The organism is Olsenella sp. kh2p3, from assembly GCA_900119625.1.
Lineage (GTDB): Bacteria > Actinomycetota > Coriobacteriia > Coriobacteriales > Atopobiaceae > Tractidigestivibacter.
In genome coordinates this window covers 1-14,495 of record FPKD01000002.1, presented here as the reverse complement: position 1 = coordinate 14,495, position 14,495 = coordinate 1, and the positions used below count along the sequence as shown (strand labels likewise).

Below are 14,495 nucleotides of genomic sequence, written 5' to 3'. Positions count from 1 at the left end.
GGCCTACTGAATGCCCGCGTTCTCGCCGCGGATAGCCTCGTCGAAGTCATCCTGAACAAAGCCCAGGGTGCCGTCGGCAATCTCGCCCATGGCAATGGAGACTGAGTCCTTGCCGGACGCGACGGTGGTAATGTCGTCAAAATCCTGGATGGCCGTCACGCGAAGGTGCTGGCCACGCAGCATGTTGTTGATGTCGCAGGCGCGCTTGGACGCAACGGAGCAGAGCAGGAACGGGTTGTGCTCAGTCCTCTCGAGCAGGGTGTCGATCTCGGGCTTAATCACTGACATCTTTGGTAGATCCTCCATTTGACTCGTACAGGTCTATGGTGCGCTCCAGCTCTTGTGCGGCACGCGCGAGGTCGTCGTTCACAATCCTCACGTCGTAGGACTCACCCATCTCCATCTCGCGCCGCGCGTTCTCGAGGCGGCACTCGATAGATGCCTCGTCCTCGGTACCGCGACCGCGAAGCCGGTGCTCCAGCTCTTCCATCGAGGGCGGCTCGATAAAGACGAGCACAGCATCCGGATGGATACGACGTACGTTGAGACCACCCTGGACATCAATCTCCAAGATAAGCGACCTCCCCGCAGAGAGGTTCCTCTTCACCTCGGAGACAAGCGTGCCGTAGCGGTGCCCATGCACATTGGCCCACTCGAGGAACTCGCCCTGGCTCACCCGGCGAGAAAACTCGGCGTCATCCATGAAGTAATACGAAACGCCATCGGCCTCCCCGGGCCTGGGAGGCCTTGTCGTAGCGGAAACCGTCAGGCCAAGCGAGGGGCGGTCGCCGCGAACCTTCGCGACGAGCGTTCCCTTGCCCACGCCTGACGGCCCAGATACGACGAAGAGCCTAGCGGAGCGCTCCACTACTTGGAGAGCGCCTCGATGAGCTGCTCGCGCTGACGGGCACCAAGGCCCTTAACGCGACGGGTAGCAGAGATGCCAAGCTCGTCCATGATCTTGGCTGCCTTGGCCTTGCCATAACCAGGGAGGGACTCGATGAGCGCGGAGACCTTCATGCGGTTGGCGATGGGGTCGTCCGAGTCAAGGACCTCCTCGAGGGTGACCTTGCCGCTCTTGATCTTCTCGCGAAGCTCGGCGCGCTCGTGGCGAGCCTGGGCGGCCTTCTCGAGGGCTTCCTTGCGCTGCTCATCGGTAAGCTGGGGTAGAGCCATTGTTCCTCCAAACATCGAGACAAACTGCTGTGAGGGGCTGGGAGGGAACCTATGGGCCGCCCCAGCGACACAACTAGCTAGTTTGCCAATTCCTTGCCTAGTTTACAAGCCCTTTGTGACTACTAGCAGCAGGAATGCAGCCTACACACAATCAGAGCGACACAAAGGGTAGATCAGATGGCACGAACGTCGTATTGCGAATGGGAAGGCATAGCCCCAGCTAGTGGCTAAGCTCGGCGACAATTGCCTCCATCGCGGCCGCCGGGTCATCTGCCTGCGTGATGGGGCGTCCTACCACAAGCTTCGAGGCGCCGGCGGCAATGGCGGCGGCGGGTGTGGCAACGCGACGCTGGTCGCCCACAGCAGCGCCGGCAGGGCGCACGCCAGGAGTCACGATAAGGGCCTGGGGCCCGAGAAGCGCGCGCATCTCGGCTGCCTCCTGCGGCGAGCACACAATACCGTCCGAGCCAGCGCCCATGGCCAAGCTCGCAAGGCGTGCGACCTCCTCCTTGAGCGGGCGCTCGATGCCAATCTCGGAGAGCGAGGACTGGTCCATGCTCGTGAGGACAGAGATCGAGACAAGCTGCGTGCGCTTGCCTCCGCGCTCCTTTGCTGCAGCCTCGGCGCCCTCGCGCGCGGCCGCAACCATGGTCGAGGAGCCCAGTGCGTGGATAGAGAGGATGTCTGCGCCAGAGAGCGATGCGGACTCCACGGCGCCCCTCACCTGAAATGGGATGTCAAAGACCTTGAGGTCGAGAAAGACCGAGAGCCCGCGGTCCTGCATGGCGCGCACAATGGAGGGACCCTCGCGGAAGAAGAGCGTCATGCCCACCTTTACCCACGAGGCGACGCCCGAGAGGGTGTCCGCAAGCTCGATGGCGCGGTCGCGGTCGCAGTCCAGCGCGACGATGACGGCGTCGCGTGCCTCGTTCTCGCTTAGCATTCGAAGGCTCCAATCAGCTCGTTGATGTCGGATACGCCCTGCTCGACAGCCCATGCCTCGAGCTCGTCGAGGACGCGTGAGGCCGCGGCGGGGTCGTAGAGGTTGGCGGTGCCAACAGAGACCGTGGTGGCGCCGGCAAGGATCATCTCCGCGGCGTCCTCGCCCGTGGCCACGCCACCAATGCCGTTGATGGGGATGCTCACAGCCTGCGCGGCCTCCCACACCATGCGAACGGCAATGGGATGGATGGCGGGGCCGGAGAGGCCGCCCGTTGGCCTTGAGAGCCTTGAGCGGCGGGTATGTACGTTGATGGACATGGCGTTCACGGTGTTGACCAGCGAAAGCGCGTCTGCGCCGGCAGCCTCGCAAGCGCGGGCAATCTCGCCCACGCGCGCGGGCGCGAGCTTCACGAGGAGCGGCTTCTTCGTGAGCGGGCGTACCGCGGAGACAACCTCCTCCGCGTCCTCGGGAGTGCCGCCGAGCAGGCGGCCGCCGCGCGCAAGGTTGGGGCACGAGATGTTGACCTCGATGCCCGCGGCCCACGGCGCAACCTCGTCCAGAAGCTCAACAGAGCGGCGGCACTCGTCAACCGAGTGGCCCACGGCCTGCACGATCACGGCGCATCCGCGCGAGGAAAGCTCGCCCAGGTAGTCACCGTACTGCTCGGCGAAGGCGCGAGCGCCGGGGTTCTCGAGGCCCACGGAGTTCAGGATTCCCGAGGAGACCTCGCACACGCGGGGCGCGGGGTTGCCGGGCCAGGACTCGGCCGCCACGCCCTTGCAGGTAACGGCGCCAAGGCGCGCCACGTCGTAGAACCCCTCGAACTGCCAGGCGTGCCCAAAGGTTCCCGAGGCGGTGTTCACGGGGTTCTTCATGCGAATGCCGCCCAGGTTAACGGCCATGCTCACATTGCTCACCACGCCACCTCCCCGGCGTCGAAGACGGGCCCGTCCATGCAGCACGAGCGGCTCGTGCCGTCGCGCATGGCCACGTTGCAGCAGCTGCAGGCACCAAACCCGCAGCCCATCATGCGCTCGAGCGAGGCCTGGCAGGCAATGCCAGCACCCTCGGCGAGACGGGCCACCCCCGCCATCATGACGGTAGGACCGCAGGTGAGCACGGCATCGTAGCTGCGCTCGGCGAGAAGCTCCGCCATCGCGTCGGTGGTGAAGCCGGCGCGCCCAAGGCTGCCGTCATCGGTGCACACAACCACGCGGCTCGCGGGGTCTGCTAAGGCGGCCTTTTTCAGCAGGTCCACGTCAACGCCCACCAGCTTGGAGCCGCGCTGGGCGCCAACCACCGCGTCGAAGGTACGCCCTGCAGCCGCCAGCATCTCTGCCGCGGCAAGCACGGGCGGAAGCCCAATACCGCCGGCAACGAGAAGCGCGCGTCCCTCTCCGCCAGGGAGCCTCCAGCCGTGGCCGCAGGGGCCAACCAGCGTGGAGGTGTCACCCGGCCGCATGAGCGAGAGCCGACGCGTGCCGTCGCCCACAACGGCGTACTCGATGCGCACGGTTCCCGCCTCGGCGTCTGCACGAGAGAACGAGAGGGGCACCCTCAGCATCTGCGAGGGGTCACCCGGCACCGAGACCTCGACAAACTCGCCCGGCGCGAGAAGTGCGGCCACCTCGCTCTTGAAGACCATGCACCAAGCGCCCTCGGCGACCTGCTCGTTAGAGACAACGGCATAGTCGAAGAGGTGGGCGCGGGCGCTGTCCCTTGTCGCCTTCACCTAGGCCACCACGCCGTCGGCCAACGTGCGGCGGCCGTCCACGAAGACGTCGGTCGCCTGGCCGGTGAGGTGCCAGCCCATGAAGGCGGAGTTCTTGGACTTGCCCACCAGGTAGTCCGGCGTGACCTCGAACTCTGCCGTGGGGTCGATGAGCGTGAGGTCTGCCGCAGAGCCGCGCTCGATGCGCACGGGGGCAAGGCGCAGGATCTGCCTGGGGTTCACGGCCATGACCTCCACGAGACGCTTCCAGCTCATGCGGCCCGGGTTCACGAGCTTGGTGAGCATGAGCGGCAGCGAGGTCTCGAGGCCCACGGTGCCAAAGAAAGCGATCTCCCACTCGCAGTCCTTCTCGTGCGGGGCGTGCGGCGCGTGGTCGGTGACCACGCAGTCGATCGAGCCGTCGAGAATGCCCTCGTCGAGTGCGGCCATGTCATCGGGGGTGCGCAGCGGCGGGTTCATCTTGAGGTTGGTGTCGTAGGCGGGGGTGATGTCGTCCTCGTTCAGGAACAGGTGGTGCGGGGTGACCTCGCAGGTCACGGGCAGACCCTCGGCCTTTGCCTTGCGCACGAGGTCAAGTCCCTTGGCCGTGGAGATGTGCGCAATGTGCAGCGGGCAGCCGGTAAGACGGCACAGCTCGATGTCGCGGTAGATCTCGAGCTCCTCGCCAAGCGCGGGCCAGCCAAACATGCCCAGGCGCGTGGAGGCCTTGCCCTCGTTGATCACGCCGTGCGTGGTGAGCGTCTCGATCTCGCAGTGGGCAGAGACAACGCGGTCGAACTGCGAGACGTACTCCATGCAGGTACGCATCATGCCGGCGCTCTGCACGCCGTGGCCGTCATCGGAGAAGGCGCAGGCGCCCTCCATGACCATGTCGCCGATCTCGGCGAGCTGCTCGCCCTTCTCGCCAGCCGTAAGCGCTCCGATGGGACGCACGTGGCACAGGCCTGCCTGGCGGGCATGGTCGAGCTGGTAACGGATCTCGGCGCCGGTGTCGGTCACCGGGTCGGTGTTGGGCATGGTCGCCACGTCGGTGAATCCGCCGTGCGTTGCCGCGCGGGCGCCGGTCTCGATGGTCTCCTTGTACTCGAAGCCGGGGTCACGGAAGTGCACGTGCATGTCCACAAGGCCGGGCACCAGGTACTTGCCGCGGGCGTCGATGACCTCGCAGCCCTCGGGAGGCTCTAGGCCCTCCCCCACGGCAGCGACCTTGCCGTCGTCGATGAGCACGTCGCAGACGCTATCGAGGTCGACCTGCGGATCGACCGCGTGCGCACCCCTAAGCAGAAAGGCCATTGTTCTCTCCTCCCAGAAGCAGGTACATCTCGGCCATGCGCGTAAGGACACCCGCGTTGACCTGGTTAAGGATGCGCGAGCGCGCGCAGTCGGCAACGTCGGCGTTGATCTCCATGCCGCGGTTCATGGGGCCCGGGTGGCAGATGATGGCGCCCGGCTTCATGCGGTTCACGCGCGTCATGTCAAGGCCGTAGAGGCGGTTGTACTCGCGGCGGGACGGGATTGCCGCGCCCTCCATGCGCTCGAGCTGCACGCGCAGCATATAGACGACATCCATGTCCTCGATCACGTCATCGAGGCTCGCCGTCTGCGGGCAGCCAAACCAGTCAGGGTCGTCCACCTGGAAGGTGGGAGGGCCAACGAGCGTGACCTCGGCGCCCATGGTCTTGAGCGCGGGGGCCAGCGAGCCGCACACGCGGCTGTGCGCCAGGTCGCCAACGATGGCAACCTTGAGGCCGTCGAGGTGGCCAAAGTTCTTGCGGATGGTGTAGAGGTCGAGCATTGCCTGCGTGGGGTGCTGGTGCTTGCCATCGCCGGCGTTGATGACCACAGCGTCTGTGTTCTCGGTGATGCGCTGCGGGGTGCCCGCGAGCTTGGCGCGGCACACGAACATGTCGACGTTCATGGCGGAGATGGTCTGGATGGTGTCGGCGAGGCTCTCGCCCTTGACCACCGAGGAGGTGCTTCCACCCATGGAGAGCGAGTCTGCCGAGAGGCGCTTCTCGGCCAGCTCGAAGGAGCTCTTGGTGCGCGTGGAGGGCTCCAGGAACAGGTTCACGATGGTGCGACCGCGCAGAGCCGGCACCTTCTTGATGGCGCGGTTGTTCACCGACTCGAACGACGCGGCGGTATCCAGAATCTGGGTGATGTCATCCGCCGTGAGGCTGTAGGTGTCAATGAGGTGCTTGACCGAGAGCATTACCTCTCCCCTCCCTCGATGCCCCAGATCTCGACGGCGTCGTGGTCGTCGAGCGGACGCGCGCACACGCGCACGTCCTCCTCGTGCGAGGAGGGGACGTTCTTTCCAACGTAGTCAGCGCGAATGGGCAGCTCTCGATGGCCGCGGTCGACCATCACGGCAAGCTGGACAGACTTGGGGCGACCGTAGTCCATGAGGGCGTCGAGCGCCGAGCGCACGGTGCGGCCGGTGTAGAGGACGTCATCGACGAGGATGATGTCCTTGGAGTCGATCTCGAAGGGGATGTTGGTGCCGTGGACCACCGGCTGGATGTGACGCATGACGTCGTCACGGTAGAAGCTGATGTCGAGCGAGCCCACCGGGGGACGCTTGCCCTCGATCTTCTCGATCTCTGTCGCAAGGCGGTTGGCGAGGGTCTCTCCGCGGCGAATGATGCCAATCACCTGGATGTTCTCCGAGCCCTCGTTGTGCTCGATGATCTCGTGAGCGATGCGTGTGATGGCACGCTCCATGGCCTGCTCGTCCATGATGACGGCCTTGAGCCTTGGCTCTCCCATGGGACTCCCTTCAAGAAAAAAATGCCCGAACCGACGTAAGCCGGCACGAGACATCCCATGATGGAAGGCCATGTGTCTGGGTTGGTCGCAGGCGTTGGCTGTGCGAACTCCCCTGAGCCTTGCGGGCATCTCGTGCGCGCTTAAAGGTCGTGGACACTTTACCACGAACCTGTGGCACGAGCGCCAACTTTGATGAAGGCCGCGCGATTCACAGATGAGACAAAGGGAAACTCCCTTTGTCTCATCGCTTGAGGGAGCGGTACGCCTCGCAGACCTCGTCCGTCTCACCGATCATGCGCATATGGCCCTTCTCAATCCAGCACACACGGTCGCAGATGCGCTCCACCAGGCTGATGTCATGGCTCACGAGAAGCACGGTCACGTTGTCGGACTCAACGAGCTCCTTGATGCGGCGCTCGCACTTCTGCTGGAAGAGGAAGTCGCCAACCGAGAGCGTCTCATCGACAATGAGGATGTCGGGCTCGGTCACCGTGGCAATGGCAAAGGCTATGCGCGCGACCATGCCCGAGGAGTAGTTCTTGAGGGGCATATCCATGAAGCCGTCGAGTTCGGCAAAGTCGACAATGTCCTGGAAGTGCTCGTCGATGAAGTCCTTGCGGTAGCCCAGCAGCGCTCCGTTAAGGTAGATGTTCTCCTTGGCCGTAAGCTCCATATCAAAACCCGCACCAAGCTCGATGAGAGGCGCGATGGTGCCGGAGACGCTGATTTTTCCAGCAGAGGGCTCGAGAACGCCTGCAATGATCTTGAGCATGGTCGACTTGCCGGAACCGTTTGTTCCCACCAAGCCAAACGCCTCACCACGCTTGACCTCAAACGAAATGTGGTCAAGCGCGCGGAACTCCTTAAAGGTGAGCTCGTGCTTGGCGGCAGCGATGAAGTACTCCTTCAAGGAGTTGAACTGCTCGGACGCGATGTTGAAGATCATCGACACGTCATCGGCGAGAACCGCCGTTGGGGCATCCGCAGGGGGCACGGGCGGCCGCATGAAGCTGTTCTGACCAGCTACGATGAGCCATCGTTCGACGTTACCGAGGAGGTTGCCCTGCTGGTCTTCTATGTCAACAATGATGCAGTACCTACCTGGGGACTCTGGGGCAAAAGTCCATGACCCATCCGCCACGGGATGGCCAAGCTCTTTGACGGTAGAGCCCCATTGCCCTTCCTCCCAGTTACCGTCGATATTCCAGACATAGTTGAATAGAAAGTCTTCCTTGTTTGCATCGCGGAAGTTGGGAGTTACCACGACCTTATCGCCCACACGAATGGAGGTCGAGGAGAGGCCGAGAAATACGCTGCCACCGCCGTCCAGATTGAGCGTGTCCTGCACTTGTGCCACCTGACCCTTAAACCTGCGGCTCTCATGCCATTGCACGATAGAGCCAACTCGTATCTGCCTTAGATGAAGAGGATGAACCTGCGCTCGTTTGCGCGAAACACCCAGTAACCGAGTGCCAGCGACACAGCCGCCCATACGACACAGCTCAGGACCACCGAGGATGGGGGCATGGTTGCGTAGACAACGGTGTCGCGCATGAATGTCACAAAGTTATACATGGGGTTTACATACATGAGCGTACGGACAAACGCATATGGCACCTGCTCGATCATCGAGACCGGCCAAAAGAGCGGCGTAGCGTACATCCAAGCCATGAGGAGGACGCTCCACAAGTGAACGAGGTCCCGGAAGAAGACGGCAAGTGCAGAAAGAAACAGCGATAGGCCAACGCAAAAGAACATGAGCAGAACGATGCACAAAGGAGCAAGGAGCATCATGGGCGTTGGGGCCACGCCCTCCCAAAGCATGACAACAAAGACGGCAATAAGCGAGAAGAGGAAGTTCACTAGTGAGAACAAGACCTTCTCAACAGGGAAGACAAACTTCTTCACCCGTACCTTCTTGAGCAAGGGCGCCGCATCGATAATCGACATCATGCCGGCATTGGTGGAGTCCGAGAAGACCTGCCAGGTGATGTTGGCCACGATGAGATAGAGCGGATAGTGCTCAATGTTGTCGTAGCGAAGGAAGAACGAGAAGACAAGCGACATGACAATCATCATGAGGAGCGGGTTGAGCACGCTCCAAATGACGCCGAGGACGCTGCGACGGTACTTGAGCTTGAAGTCCTTCGTGACAAGTTCGCGGAGGATGAAAAGGTCGCGCTTGCCGGCGGGATACCACGCGTCGCGCGCCGAGGTGGTGTGCACGGGGGTCGCGGGAGCCGATGCTTCCTGTGCAGCCAAAGCCGCGTCCTTCTCTGCAGGCTCAGTGTTTGATGCCAAGGTTCCTCCCGTCGAAGGAGTGTACGGGCATGCGGCGCCCGCCTGTGTTGAATATCCTCAAGATGCTAGCACAGGGCTCGCGCACTCACACAAAAGGCAGAGGGCTGAGGCCGATACAGATTCGGGTGCCGAACGTGTGTCCGCTCGCCACAGGTTCGTTAACGAATTTGTATCCCGCGCTGGTCGATACAGATTTGGGTGCCGAATGTGTAGCAGCAACCCCTCGGCGAACCCCCGCGAACCCAAGACGCAGCGAATCCATGCGACAGCAACCCCATCTCCCTATAAACTCAGGACAAAACCAAGCGAGCGAACCAGTGCCGTCCAAGTTGCGAGATAATTTCAAAATGAGACTTGCATCCTTCGAGCCGATTCGTATACTTATTTCTCGCGTTGAACATTCCCCGGTGGCGCAGTGGTAGCGCAGCTGACTGTTAATCAGCGTGTCGCAGGTTCGAACCCTGCCCGGGGAGCCAGAGACTTCGCAGGCCACATGGTGTTTGCCATGTGGCCTGCTTTGTTATGTGCGCAGATAACAGCAGAACCCGGTTGGCTCCCCCTTGCACAAAAAGGGGATGTCCCTAAGGGCATCCCCCACAAAGACGCGCTAAGGACGTTTACGCTTGGCTAGCATCGATCAGACGAGAAGCGAATGCCGGTTACGCCAGCCAGGGCTGCAGCACCGAGAACCGCAAGAGCAGCTGCAATGCCGCCAAGGTCGGATTCTCCCGTCTCGGGGACCTTGGGAGCCGCCTTAGCGCGCTTATCTGGACTGAATCGCAGGCTGTCCAGGACATCTAGGGCACGCGGTCTCAGGCCTTCCATTGCGCCCACACTCGCGCATCCTGTATCATCTGCACCGCTGGGCCAACCGCGCCCGGCCGGCACACGCATGCCGAACAGCCTGGCTGGGGCGGTCCGGCCGCGCGCCCAGGGAGACCGCTATGCCAATCGCATCCACATGGAACTGCTCGAACGTCGCACTCGACCTGTCACGTCCTCGCGTAATGGGCGTGCTCAACGTCACGCCAGACTCCTTCTCGGACGGTGGCGCCCACAACGCCCCCAAGGCAGCCATTGCAACTGCTGCGCAAATGCTCACCGATGGCGCCGGCCTCATCGACGTGGGCGGTGAGTCCACGCGCCCCGGCTTCACCCCCGTCGAGCCAGACGAGGAGTACCACCGCCTCGAGCCGGTGGTTCGCTGGCTCGTAAAGGAAGGAGCGCTCGTCTCGATCGACACGCGCCACCCCACGGTCGCGCAGCGATGCACTGAGCTTGGGGCGCAGATCATTAACGACGTGACGGGCTTCTCGGATCCCCAAATGGTGCAGGTAGCAGCAAACTCAACCTGCGGATGCGTGGTCATGCACTCCGGTCCCGTATCTGGCGCGGCCACGCGCAGCTCCGCTGTTATGGCTAGCTCCGGCCGAGACGACCTCTCCACGCTCATGAACGTCGCATCCGCGGGCGACCGTGCATGGGAGAACGAGCAAGACCAGCCGCTTCTGCCGCAGGTTGACCATGTGTTGGGGCTGCTCGAGGGCTACCTTCTCGACCGTGCGAAGGACCTCGAGGCGCAGGGCGTCGACGCCTCGCGCATCTGCCTGGACCCGGGCGTGGGGTTTGGCAAGAGTCCCGAGGACAACATTGTAATCCTGCGTGCCACCCAACAGCTTGCCAGCCTGGGATATCCCCTCATGTGCGCGGTGTCGCGCAAGCGCTTTGTGGGCACCGTGAGCGGTGTCGCAGATGCCGCGGCGCGCGACGACGCGACAATTGGCATCTCTCTTGCGGCGGTGGCTCGTGGCGCCCGTGTCCTTCGAGTCCACAACGTGGCTGGCATGGCGCAGGCGCTTGACGGCTTCTGGGCCACATCCGAGGCGTGGACGGCCCACGTCTCGCTCTCCCTCTCCCCTGCCGCCAACACGAACGATTGCCAGGTCGTTGAGGCGGTCGACACCATGCCTCTCACTCGAGTGAGAGGCACTCACGCAGCAGGAGACACGCTGCGGCTCGAGGTAGAGACCAGCCTGGACCGCATTCCCTTCCAGCGCGCGCTTGACGCTGCAATAAGGAATATCGCGACCCAGGACGGCTCACCGGTATTCGAAAGGCGCGGAGAATGAGCTTCTCGGCTGCCTTGTTGCGAATCATTGGGAACTCAACGTTGCTGGGAGTCGCAGGGATAATGTAGTCATCTCGCGTGTCGGCTTGACGGGGCGTGCATCAAGCGCAAACATGAACACTGTTCATGTTGCGTCAAATGGTCCAGCGGAAGCACTTCGCGGCCAAGGAGGAGAGACTCATGAGTCAGGAAGCAGTGCCGCCAAAGCAGGAGGGCATGCCGCGCGGCATGCGCATCGGCGAGAGCGTCTTTGACATTGCGTACCTTGTGTTCGACCTGGTCGCAGCCATCATTTTCTTTGCAAACTCCAATGGGCACCTGGTGTTTGTCCTCTACGGCTGGCTCACGCTGTGCCTTGGGGGCGGCGACGCCTTCCACCTCATTCCCAGGGTCCAGATGCACCTCTTTGGGGTACGCGAAGACACCCAGAAGAAGCTTGGCCTGGGCACTGCCATCACCTCGGTGACCATGACGGTGTTCTATGTGCTGCTGTACTTCATCTGGAGAGAGATCTTCCCCAGCATCGAGGTCTCCCCCGCCATTCCCACGCTGATCTTCATCACCGCAGCCGTGCGCATTGTCCTCTGCCTCTTCCCGCAGAACGACTGGTTCTCTGGCAAGGAGAACATCCGCTGGTCGCTCTACAGGAACGTCCCCTTTGCCATCACCGGAATCCTGGTGATTGTCCTGTTTGCCATCTCCGGCAACACCGGTGGGTACGGCCTCTGGCGCATGTGCATAGCCATCGCGCTGAGCTTTGGCTTCTACCTTCCCGTGACCTTCCTTGCCAAGCGTAAGCCCTCGGTGGGAGCGCTGATGCTTCCCAAGACCGTCATGTACATGTGGGTCATTGGCATGGGGCTCTCGCTCCTCAACGTCCTCTAAGGATAGCGATGAACCAAAAGGCAACGTCGAGAGAAGACATCCTCGAGGTGTGTCGCGGCATCGTCCGGGAACAGGGGCTTTCCGGCATAAGCATGCGTACGGTGGCCTCGGCCTGCGGCATTGCGCCGGGAACGCTCTACAACTACTATCCCGGCAAGAACGCGCTGGTACTTGCCGTAACCGCCGACGTCTGGTCGGACATCTTCAGCTTTGGCCCGCGCAAGGGCACGGACGCCGAGAAAGACTTTGCCGCGCACGTCGAGAAGACCTTCAATAGTGCACGGGCAGGCATGTCGCGCTACCCGGGGTTTCTCCCCTCTCATGTGCTGGACCTTGCAGCCGACCAGGGCCCACGAGCTCAAGGCCGAGAGATGATGCACTCGTTCTTTGGGCACATCGAGGATGACATACTTCATGCCTTGGATGCAGACATGCGCGTGCGAGAAGACGCGTTCACGGGAGGCCTCACCAGGGAAGGCTTTGCAGAGCTGGTGACCCAGCAGCTGGTGGTCCTCCTGGTGCTTGGGCAAGACGACTGTCAGCCCCTTGTCGCCCTGGCTAGGAAGGTCCTCTACTAAGGCGTCGATGCGGCCGCTGTCCAACGTCCCGTTCGCCGCAAGGTGGCGCACCGGTCGGGCGGGCCCTAGAATGGGGTGGTTTCACATTACAGGCCTACGTAATTCAGCATCGAGGCACAAACATGCAGAGCTTCCTCATCCTTCTCGTCCTGGCCCTTATCGCCAGCTCCTGCGGCTTCCGCAAGTACGTGTGGTTCATTTCGTTGGGCTACGGCGCGGCCATCGCCCTCATAGGCATCGGCCTTCTGGTTATCTTCGGGGGCTCCCTCACCGTGGGAACCGCGCTCCAGTGCGTCCTGCTCGTTGTCTATGGGTGCCGGCTTGCTGGGTACCTGCTGTACCGTGACATGAAGACCGCGTACAACAGGCGAATGAAGGGCGAGGTCAAGTCCAACGAGGGCGTTTCCGTCGTGGCCAAGGTGGGCATCTGGGTCTCTGCGTCGCTGCTCTATGTGCTGCAGACGTCGCCCGTCCTGTTTCGCCTGGCAGACGGCAAAGGCACCGATGTCCTTTGCGTAGTTGGCCTGGTTGTCTCAGCGGCGGGACTTGTCCTCGAGACGACGGCGGACCTCCAGAAGAACCGCGCGAAGAAGGCAAACCCCAAGCGCTTTGTTGACACAGGCCTCTTCCGCCTGGTGCGTTGCCCCAACTACTTTGGCGAGATGGTCTTCTGGACCGGCGTCTTTGTCTCCGGACTCTCCGTGTACGCCAACGCCGCCCAATGGATCTGCGCCATCCTCGGCTATCTGGGCATCATTTACGTCATGTTTGGCGGGGCGCGCCGCCTGGAGATTAGGCAGGACAAGAACTACGGAGACGACCCGGAATACCGGAGGTACAAGTCCACGACGCCGATCATGATTCCCCTCGTCCCGCTCTATTCCGTGAAGGAGCACACGTGGCTGGTCGCATGAGTTCCCGCGTAGACAGACAGAGCGATTCCATCCCGGAGGGCTTCACGCTCTCGATGGCCCTCATGGACTGCCTACCCGTGGCGTTCTTCTGTGTGGGGGCTGGCGTCCTGGCGACGCGGTTTGACAGCACTCTGTTCCGCGTTGGCGTCGCGCTGGTCGTGCTTGCCGGCACGCTCAAGGTGTGCTGGAAGCTTGTGCTGTCGCTGGCGAGAAGGGACGTGCGCTTCCTCAACCGGCAGCTGCGCTACCTGATGCCCGTGGGCTTTTCGCTTGCGCTCGCGTCGCTCGTGGTCGACCGCGCCAAGTGGTCGCCCGTCGCAGTCCTAGCGCACGTAACAGCAATGCCCTCGTTGCTGTTTCTCGTCATGGGACTTGCAGGGATGTTCTTCATGGCTTGGTTCGCCAGTCACCTTGACGGCCGCAACGCAAAGGCAAACTGGAAGGAACAGGCGGTAAACGCCATATCTCAGCTGTGCATCATGCTGGCGATCGTGCTCTGAGGCCAAGCGGGGGGCGCCCCCTCTCCTCTCCTCGCCTCCCCTCGCCCTTGCTCCCCCCTCCCCCGAAATGGAAAACTGCGGCTTAATTGCAGTCCAAGGCGGGGTCTGCTGAGAAGAACCGCAGGCAGCGGGCTTGGGGCTCCGCTGAGAGGTGCAATTAAGCCGCAGTTTTGGAGGCCGGGCAGCCTGGGTCCCTCCGCCCGCCCGGCCGCCCCATCTGCCACCCGCCAGAAGCGGCGCTGCACAAAATTTGAGGCTTCGGTAGTTTGTGTGACAAGGGGCTAGCCTAGGCAGCAACGCTCTTCGCTCCCTTCACGCCCTTCTTCCTCGCCTTCACCGGGCGACCCGGGAGCTGGGGCTGGCAGTCGCCGCACCTGAGCATGAGCAGGGCCACGAGGTTGTCGGTGTTGCGGAAGCCGTAGCCCATCCTCACCGCCACCTTGATCTTGTTGTTGATGGCCTCTACGCGCCCGTTGCTGATGCCGAGCTCGACTGCGGCGATGATGTCGTCGCGCCGGCGGCGCACCTTCTTCTCCACGGCGACGACCTTGGCGATCTTGCAGTAGGCG

The 14,495-nt window shown here is 62.5% G+C and carries 18 protein-coding genes and 1 tRNA gene; 6 read left to right on the top strand and 13 right to left on the bottom strand.

The genetic code is table 11. From position 1 onward, the window contains the following. Window positions 1–3: 3 nt before the first annotated feature. The 11 genes from BT122_RS03480 to BT122_RS03430 form a co-directional block, all read right to left on the bottom strand. A complete protein-coding gene (locus BT122_RS03480; RefSeq protein WP_032111716.1) occupies window positions 4–288 on the bottom strand; it encodes a DNA-directed RNA polymerase subunit omega in 285 nt (94 codons plus the stop codon). After that, entirely contained in the window at window positions 275–868 is a 594-nt protein-coding gene (gmk, locus tag BT122_RS03475) for a guanylate kinase (RefSeq protein ID WP_072354628.1), read from the bottom strand. Before gmk ends, BT122_RS03480 begins: the two co-directional genes overlap by 14 nt. Next, window positions 868–1,176: an integration host factor, actinobacterial type gene (mihF, locus tag BT122_RS03470; RefSeq protein WP_059054191.1), complete on the bottom strand. Its 309-nt coding sequence runs from the start codon at window positions 1,174–1,176 to the stop codon at window positions 868–870. The genes gmk and mihF overlap by 1 nt, the downstream gene beginning before the upstream one ends. A gap of 220 nt (window positions 1,177–1,396) precedes the next feature. Continuing rightward, the gene (gene pyrF / locus BT122_RS03465) at window positions 1,397–2,119 is read right to left on the bottom strand and encodes an orotidine-5'-phosphate decarboxylase (RefSeq protein WP_072354627.1); all 723 of its coding nucleotides are present in this window, start codon (window positions 2,117–2,119) and stop codon (window positions 1,397–1,399) included. Continuing rightward, a complete protein-coding gene (locus BT122_RS03460) occupies window positions 2,113–3,039 on the bottom strand; it encodes a dihydroorotate dehydrogenase (protein ID WP_072354626.1) in 927 nt (308 codons plus the stop codon). The genes pyrF and BT122_RS03460 overlap by 7 nt, the downstream gene beginning before the upstream one ends. Beyond that, window positions 3,033–3,851 carry a dihydroorotate dehydrogenase electron transfer subunit gene (locus tag BT122_RS03455; RefSeq protein WP_072354625.1) on the bottom strand — a complete coding sequence of 273 codons (819 nt, stop codon included), beginning with the start codon at window positions 3,849–3,851 and terminating at the stop codon, window positions 3,033–3,035. Before BT122_RS03455 ends, BT122_RS03460 begins: the two co-directional genes overlap by 7 nt. Continuing rightward, window positions 3,852–5,144, bottom strand: coding sequence for a dihydroorotase (locus BT122_RS03450; RefSeq protein ID WP_059054183.1), 1,293 nt, complete (start codon window positions 5,142–5,144; stop codon window positions 3,852–3,854). Further along, entirely contained in the window at window positions 5,128–6,063 is a 936-nt protein-coding gene (locus tag BT122_RS03445) for an aspartate carbamoyltransferase catalytic subunit (protein ID WP_032111710.1), read from the bottom strand. The genes BT122_RS03450 and BT122_RS03445 overlap by 17 nt, the downstream gene beginning before the upstream one ends. Next, entirely contained in the window at window positions 6,063–6,620 is a 558-nt protein-coding gene (gene pyrR / locus BT122_RS03440) for a bifunctional pyr operon transcriptional regulator/uracil phosphoribosyltransferase PyrR (RefSeq protein WP_072354624.1), read from the bottom strand. The genes BT122_RS03445 and pyrR overlap by 1 nt, the downstream gene beginning before the upstream one ends. Before the next feature lie 241 nt (window positions 6,621–6,861). Then, entirely contained in the window at window positions 6,862–7,977 is a 1,116-nt protein-coding gene (locus BT122_RS03435) for an ABC transporter ATP-binding protein (RefSeq protein ID WP_286130297.1), read from the bottom strand. A gap of 59 nt (window positions 7,978–8,036) precedes the next feature. Next, window positions 8,037–8,921 carry an ABC transporter permease gene (locus BT122_RS03430; RefSeq protein ID WP_353612543.1) on the bottom strand — a complete coding sequence of 295 codons (885 nt, stop codon included), beginning with the start codon at window positions 8,919–8,921 and terminating at the stop codon, window positions 8,037–8,039. A gap of 401 nt (window positions 8,922–9,322) precedes the next feature. Here BT122_RS03430 and BT122_RS03425 point away from each other — a divergent pair. After that, window positions 9,323–9,397 (top strand) — tRNA-Asn (locus BT122_RS03425). 151 nt (window positions 9,398–9,548) lie between these two features. Here the strand turns inward: BT122_RS03425 and BT122_RS10835 are convergent. Continuing rightward, entirely contained in the window at window positions 9,549–9,746 is a 198-nt protein-coding gene (locus tag BT122_RS10835) for a hypothetical protein (RefSeq protein WP_143189968.1), read from the bottom strand. A gap of 119 nt (window positions 9,747–9,865) precedes the next feature. On the opposite strand from BT122_RS10835, the gene folP reads away from it, so the two are divergent. The 5 genes from folP to BT122_RS03400 all read left to right on the top strand — a co-directional run bounded on the left by folP (window position 9,866) and on the right by BT122_RS03400 (window position 13,926). Next, the gene (gene folP / locus BT122_RS03420) at window positions 9,866–11,050 is read left to right on the top strand and encodes a dihydropteroate synthase (protein WP_072354623.1); all 1,185 of its coding nucleotides are present in this window, start codon (window positions 9,866–9,868) and stop codon (window positions 11,048–11,050) included. 179 nt (window positions 11,051–11,229) lie between these two features. Then, window positions 11,230–11,934, top strand: coding sequence for a hypothetical protein (locus BT122_RS03415; RefSeq protein ID WP_286130296.1), 705 nt, complete (start codon window positions 11,230–11,232; stop codon window positions 11,932–11,934). Window positions 11,935–11,942: 8 nt separating this feature from the next. Continuing rightward, window positions 11,943–12,512: a TetR/AcrR family transcriptional regulator gene (locus BT122_RS03410; RefSeq protein WP_072354622.1), complete on the top strand. Its 570-nt coding sequence runs from the start codon at window positions 11,943–11,945 to the stop codon at window positions 12,510–12,512. Between the two features lie 122 nt (window positions 12,513–12,634). Next, window positions 12,635–13,426, top strand: coding sequence for a DUF1295 domain-containing protein (locus BT122_RS03405; protein WP_072354621.1), 792 nt, complete (start codon window positions 12,635–12,637; stop codon window positions 13,424–13,426). Further along, window positions 13,411–13,926 (top strand): hypothetical protein, encoded by a 516-nt coding sequence (locus BT122_RS03400; RefSeq protein WP_072354620.1) that lies wholly within the window; start codon window positions 13,411–13,413, stop codon window positions 13,924–13,926. The genes BT122_RS03405 and BT122_RS03400 overlap by 16 nt, the downstream gene beginning before the upstream one ends. Before the next feature lie 286 nt (window positions 13,927–14,212). On the opposite strand, the gene BT122_RS03395 is transcribed toward BT122_RS03400, so the two are convergent. Next, the coding region (locus BT122_RS03395; RefSeq protein WP_218161955.1) for a transposase at window positions 14,213–14,495 on the bottom strand (283 nt) is incomplete at its 5' end.

Bases quoted from the DNA above. Each gene is read 5' to 3' on its own strand.
- BT122_RS03445 (WP_032111710.1), bottom strand. From the start codon at position 6,063: ATGCTCTCGGTCAAGCACCTCATTGACACCTACAGCCTCACGGCGGAT.
- pyrF (WP_072354627.1), bottom strand. From the start codon at position 2,119: ATGCTAAGCGAGAACGAGGCACGCGACGCCGTCATCGTCGCGCTGGAC.
- BT122_RS03450 (WP_059054183.1), bottom strand. From the start codon at position 5,144: ATGGCCTTTCTGCTTAGGGGTGCGCACGCGGTCGATCCGCAGGTCGAC.
- BT122_RS03480 (WP_032111716.1), bottom strand. From the start codon at position 288: ATGTCAGTGATTAAGCCCGAGATCGACACCCTGCTCGAGAGGACTGAG.
- BT122_RS03415 (WP_286130296.1), top strand. From the start codon at position 11,230: ATGAGTCAGGAAGCAGTGCCGCCAAAGCAGGAGGGCATGCCGCGCGGC.
- mihF (WP_059054191.1), bottom strand. From the start codon at position 1,176: ATGGCTCTACCCCAGCTTACCGATGAGCAGCGCAAGGAAGCCCTCGAG.
- BT122_RS03410 (WP_072354622.1), top strand. From the start codon at position 11,943: ATGAACCAAAAGGCAACGTCGAGAGAAGACATCCTCGAGGTGTGTCGC.
- BT122_RS03405 (WP_072354621.1), top strand. From the start codon at position 12,635: ATGCAGAGCTTCCTCATCCTTCTCGTCCTGGCCCTTATCGCCAGCTCC.
- pyrR (WP_072354624.1), bottom strand. From the start codon at position 6,620: ATGGGAGAGCCAAGGCTCAAGGCCGTCATCATGGACGAGCAGGCCATG.
- BT122_RS10835 (WP_143189968.1), bottom strand. From the start codon at position 9,746: ATGGAAGGCCTGAGACCGCGTGCCCTAGATGTCCTGGACAGCCTGCGA.
- folP (WP_072354623.1), top strand. From the start codon at position 9,866: ATGCCAATCGCATCCACATGGAACTGCTCGAACGTCGCACTCGACCTG.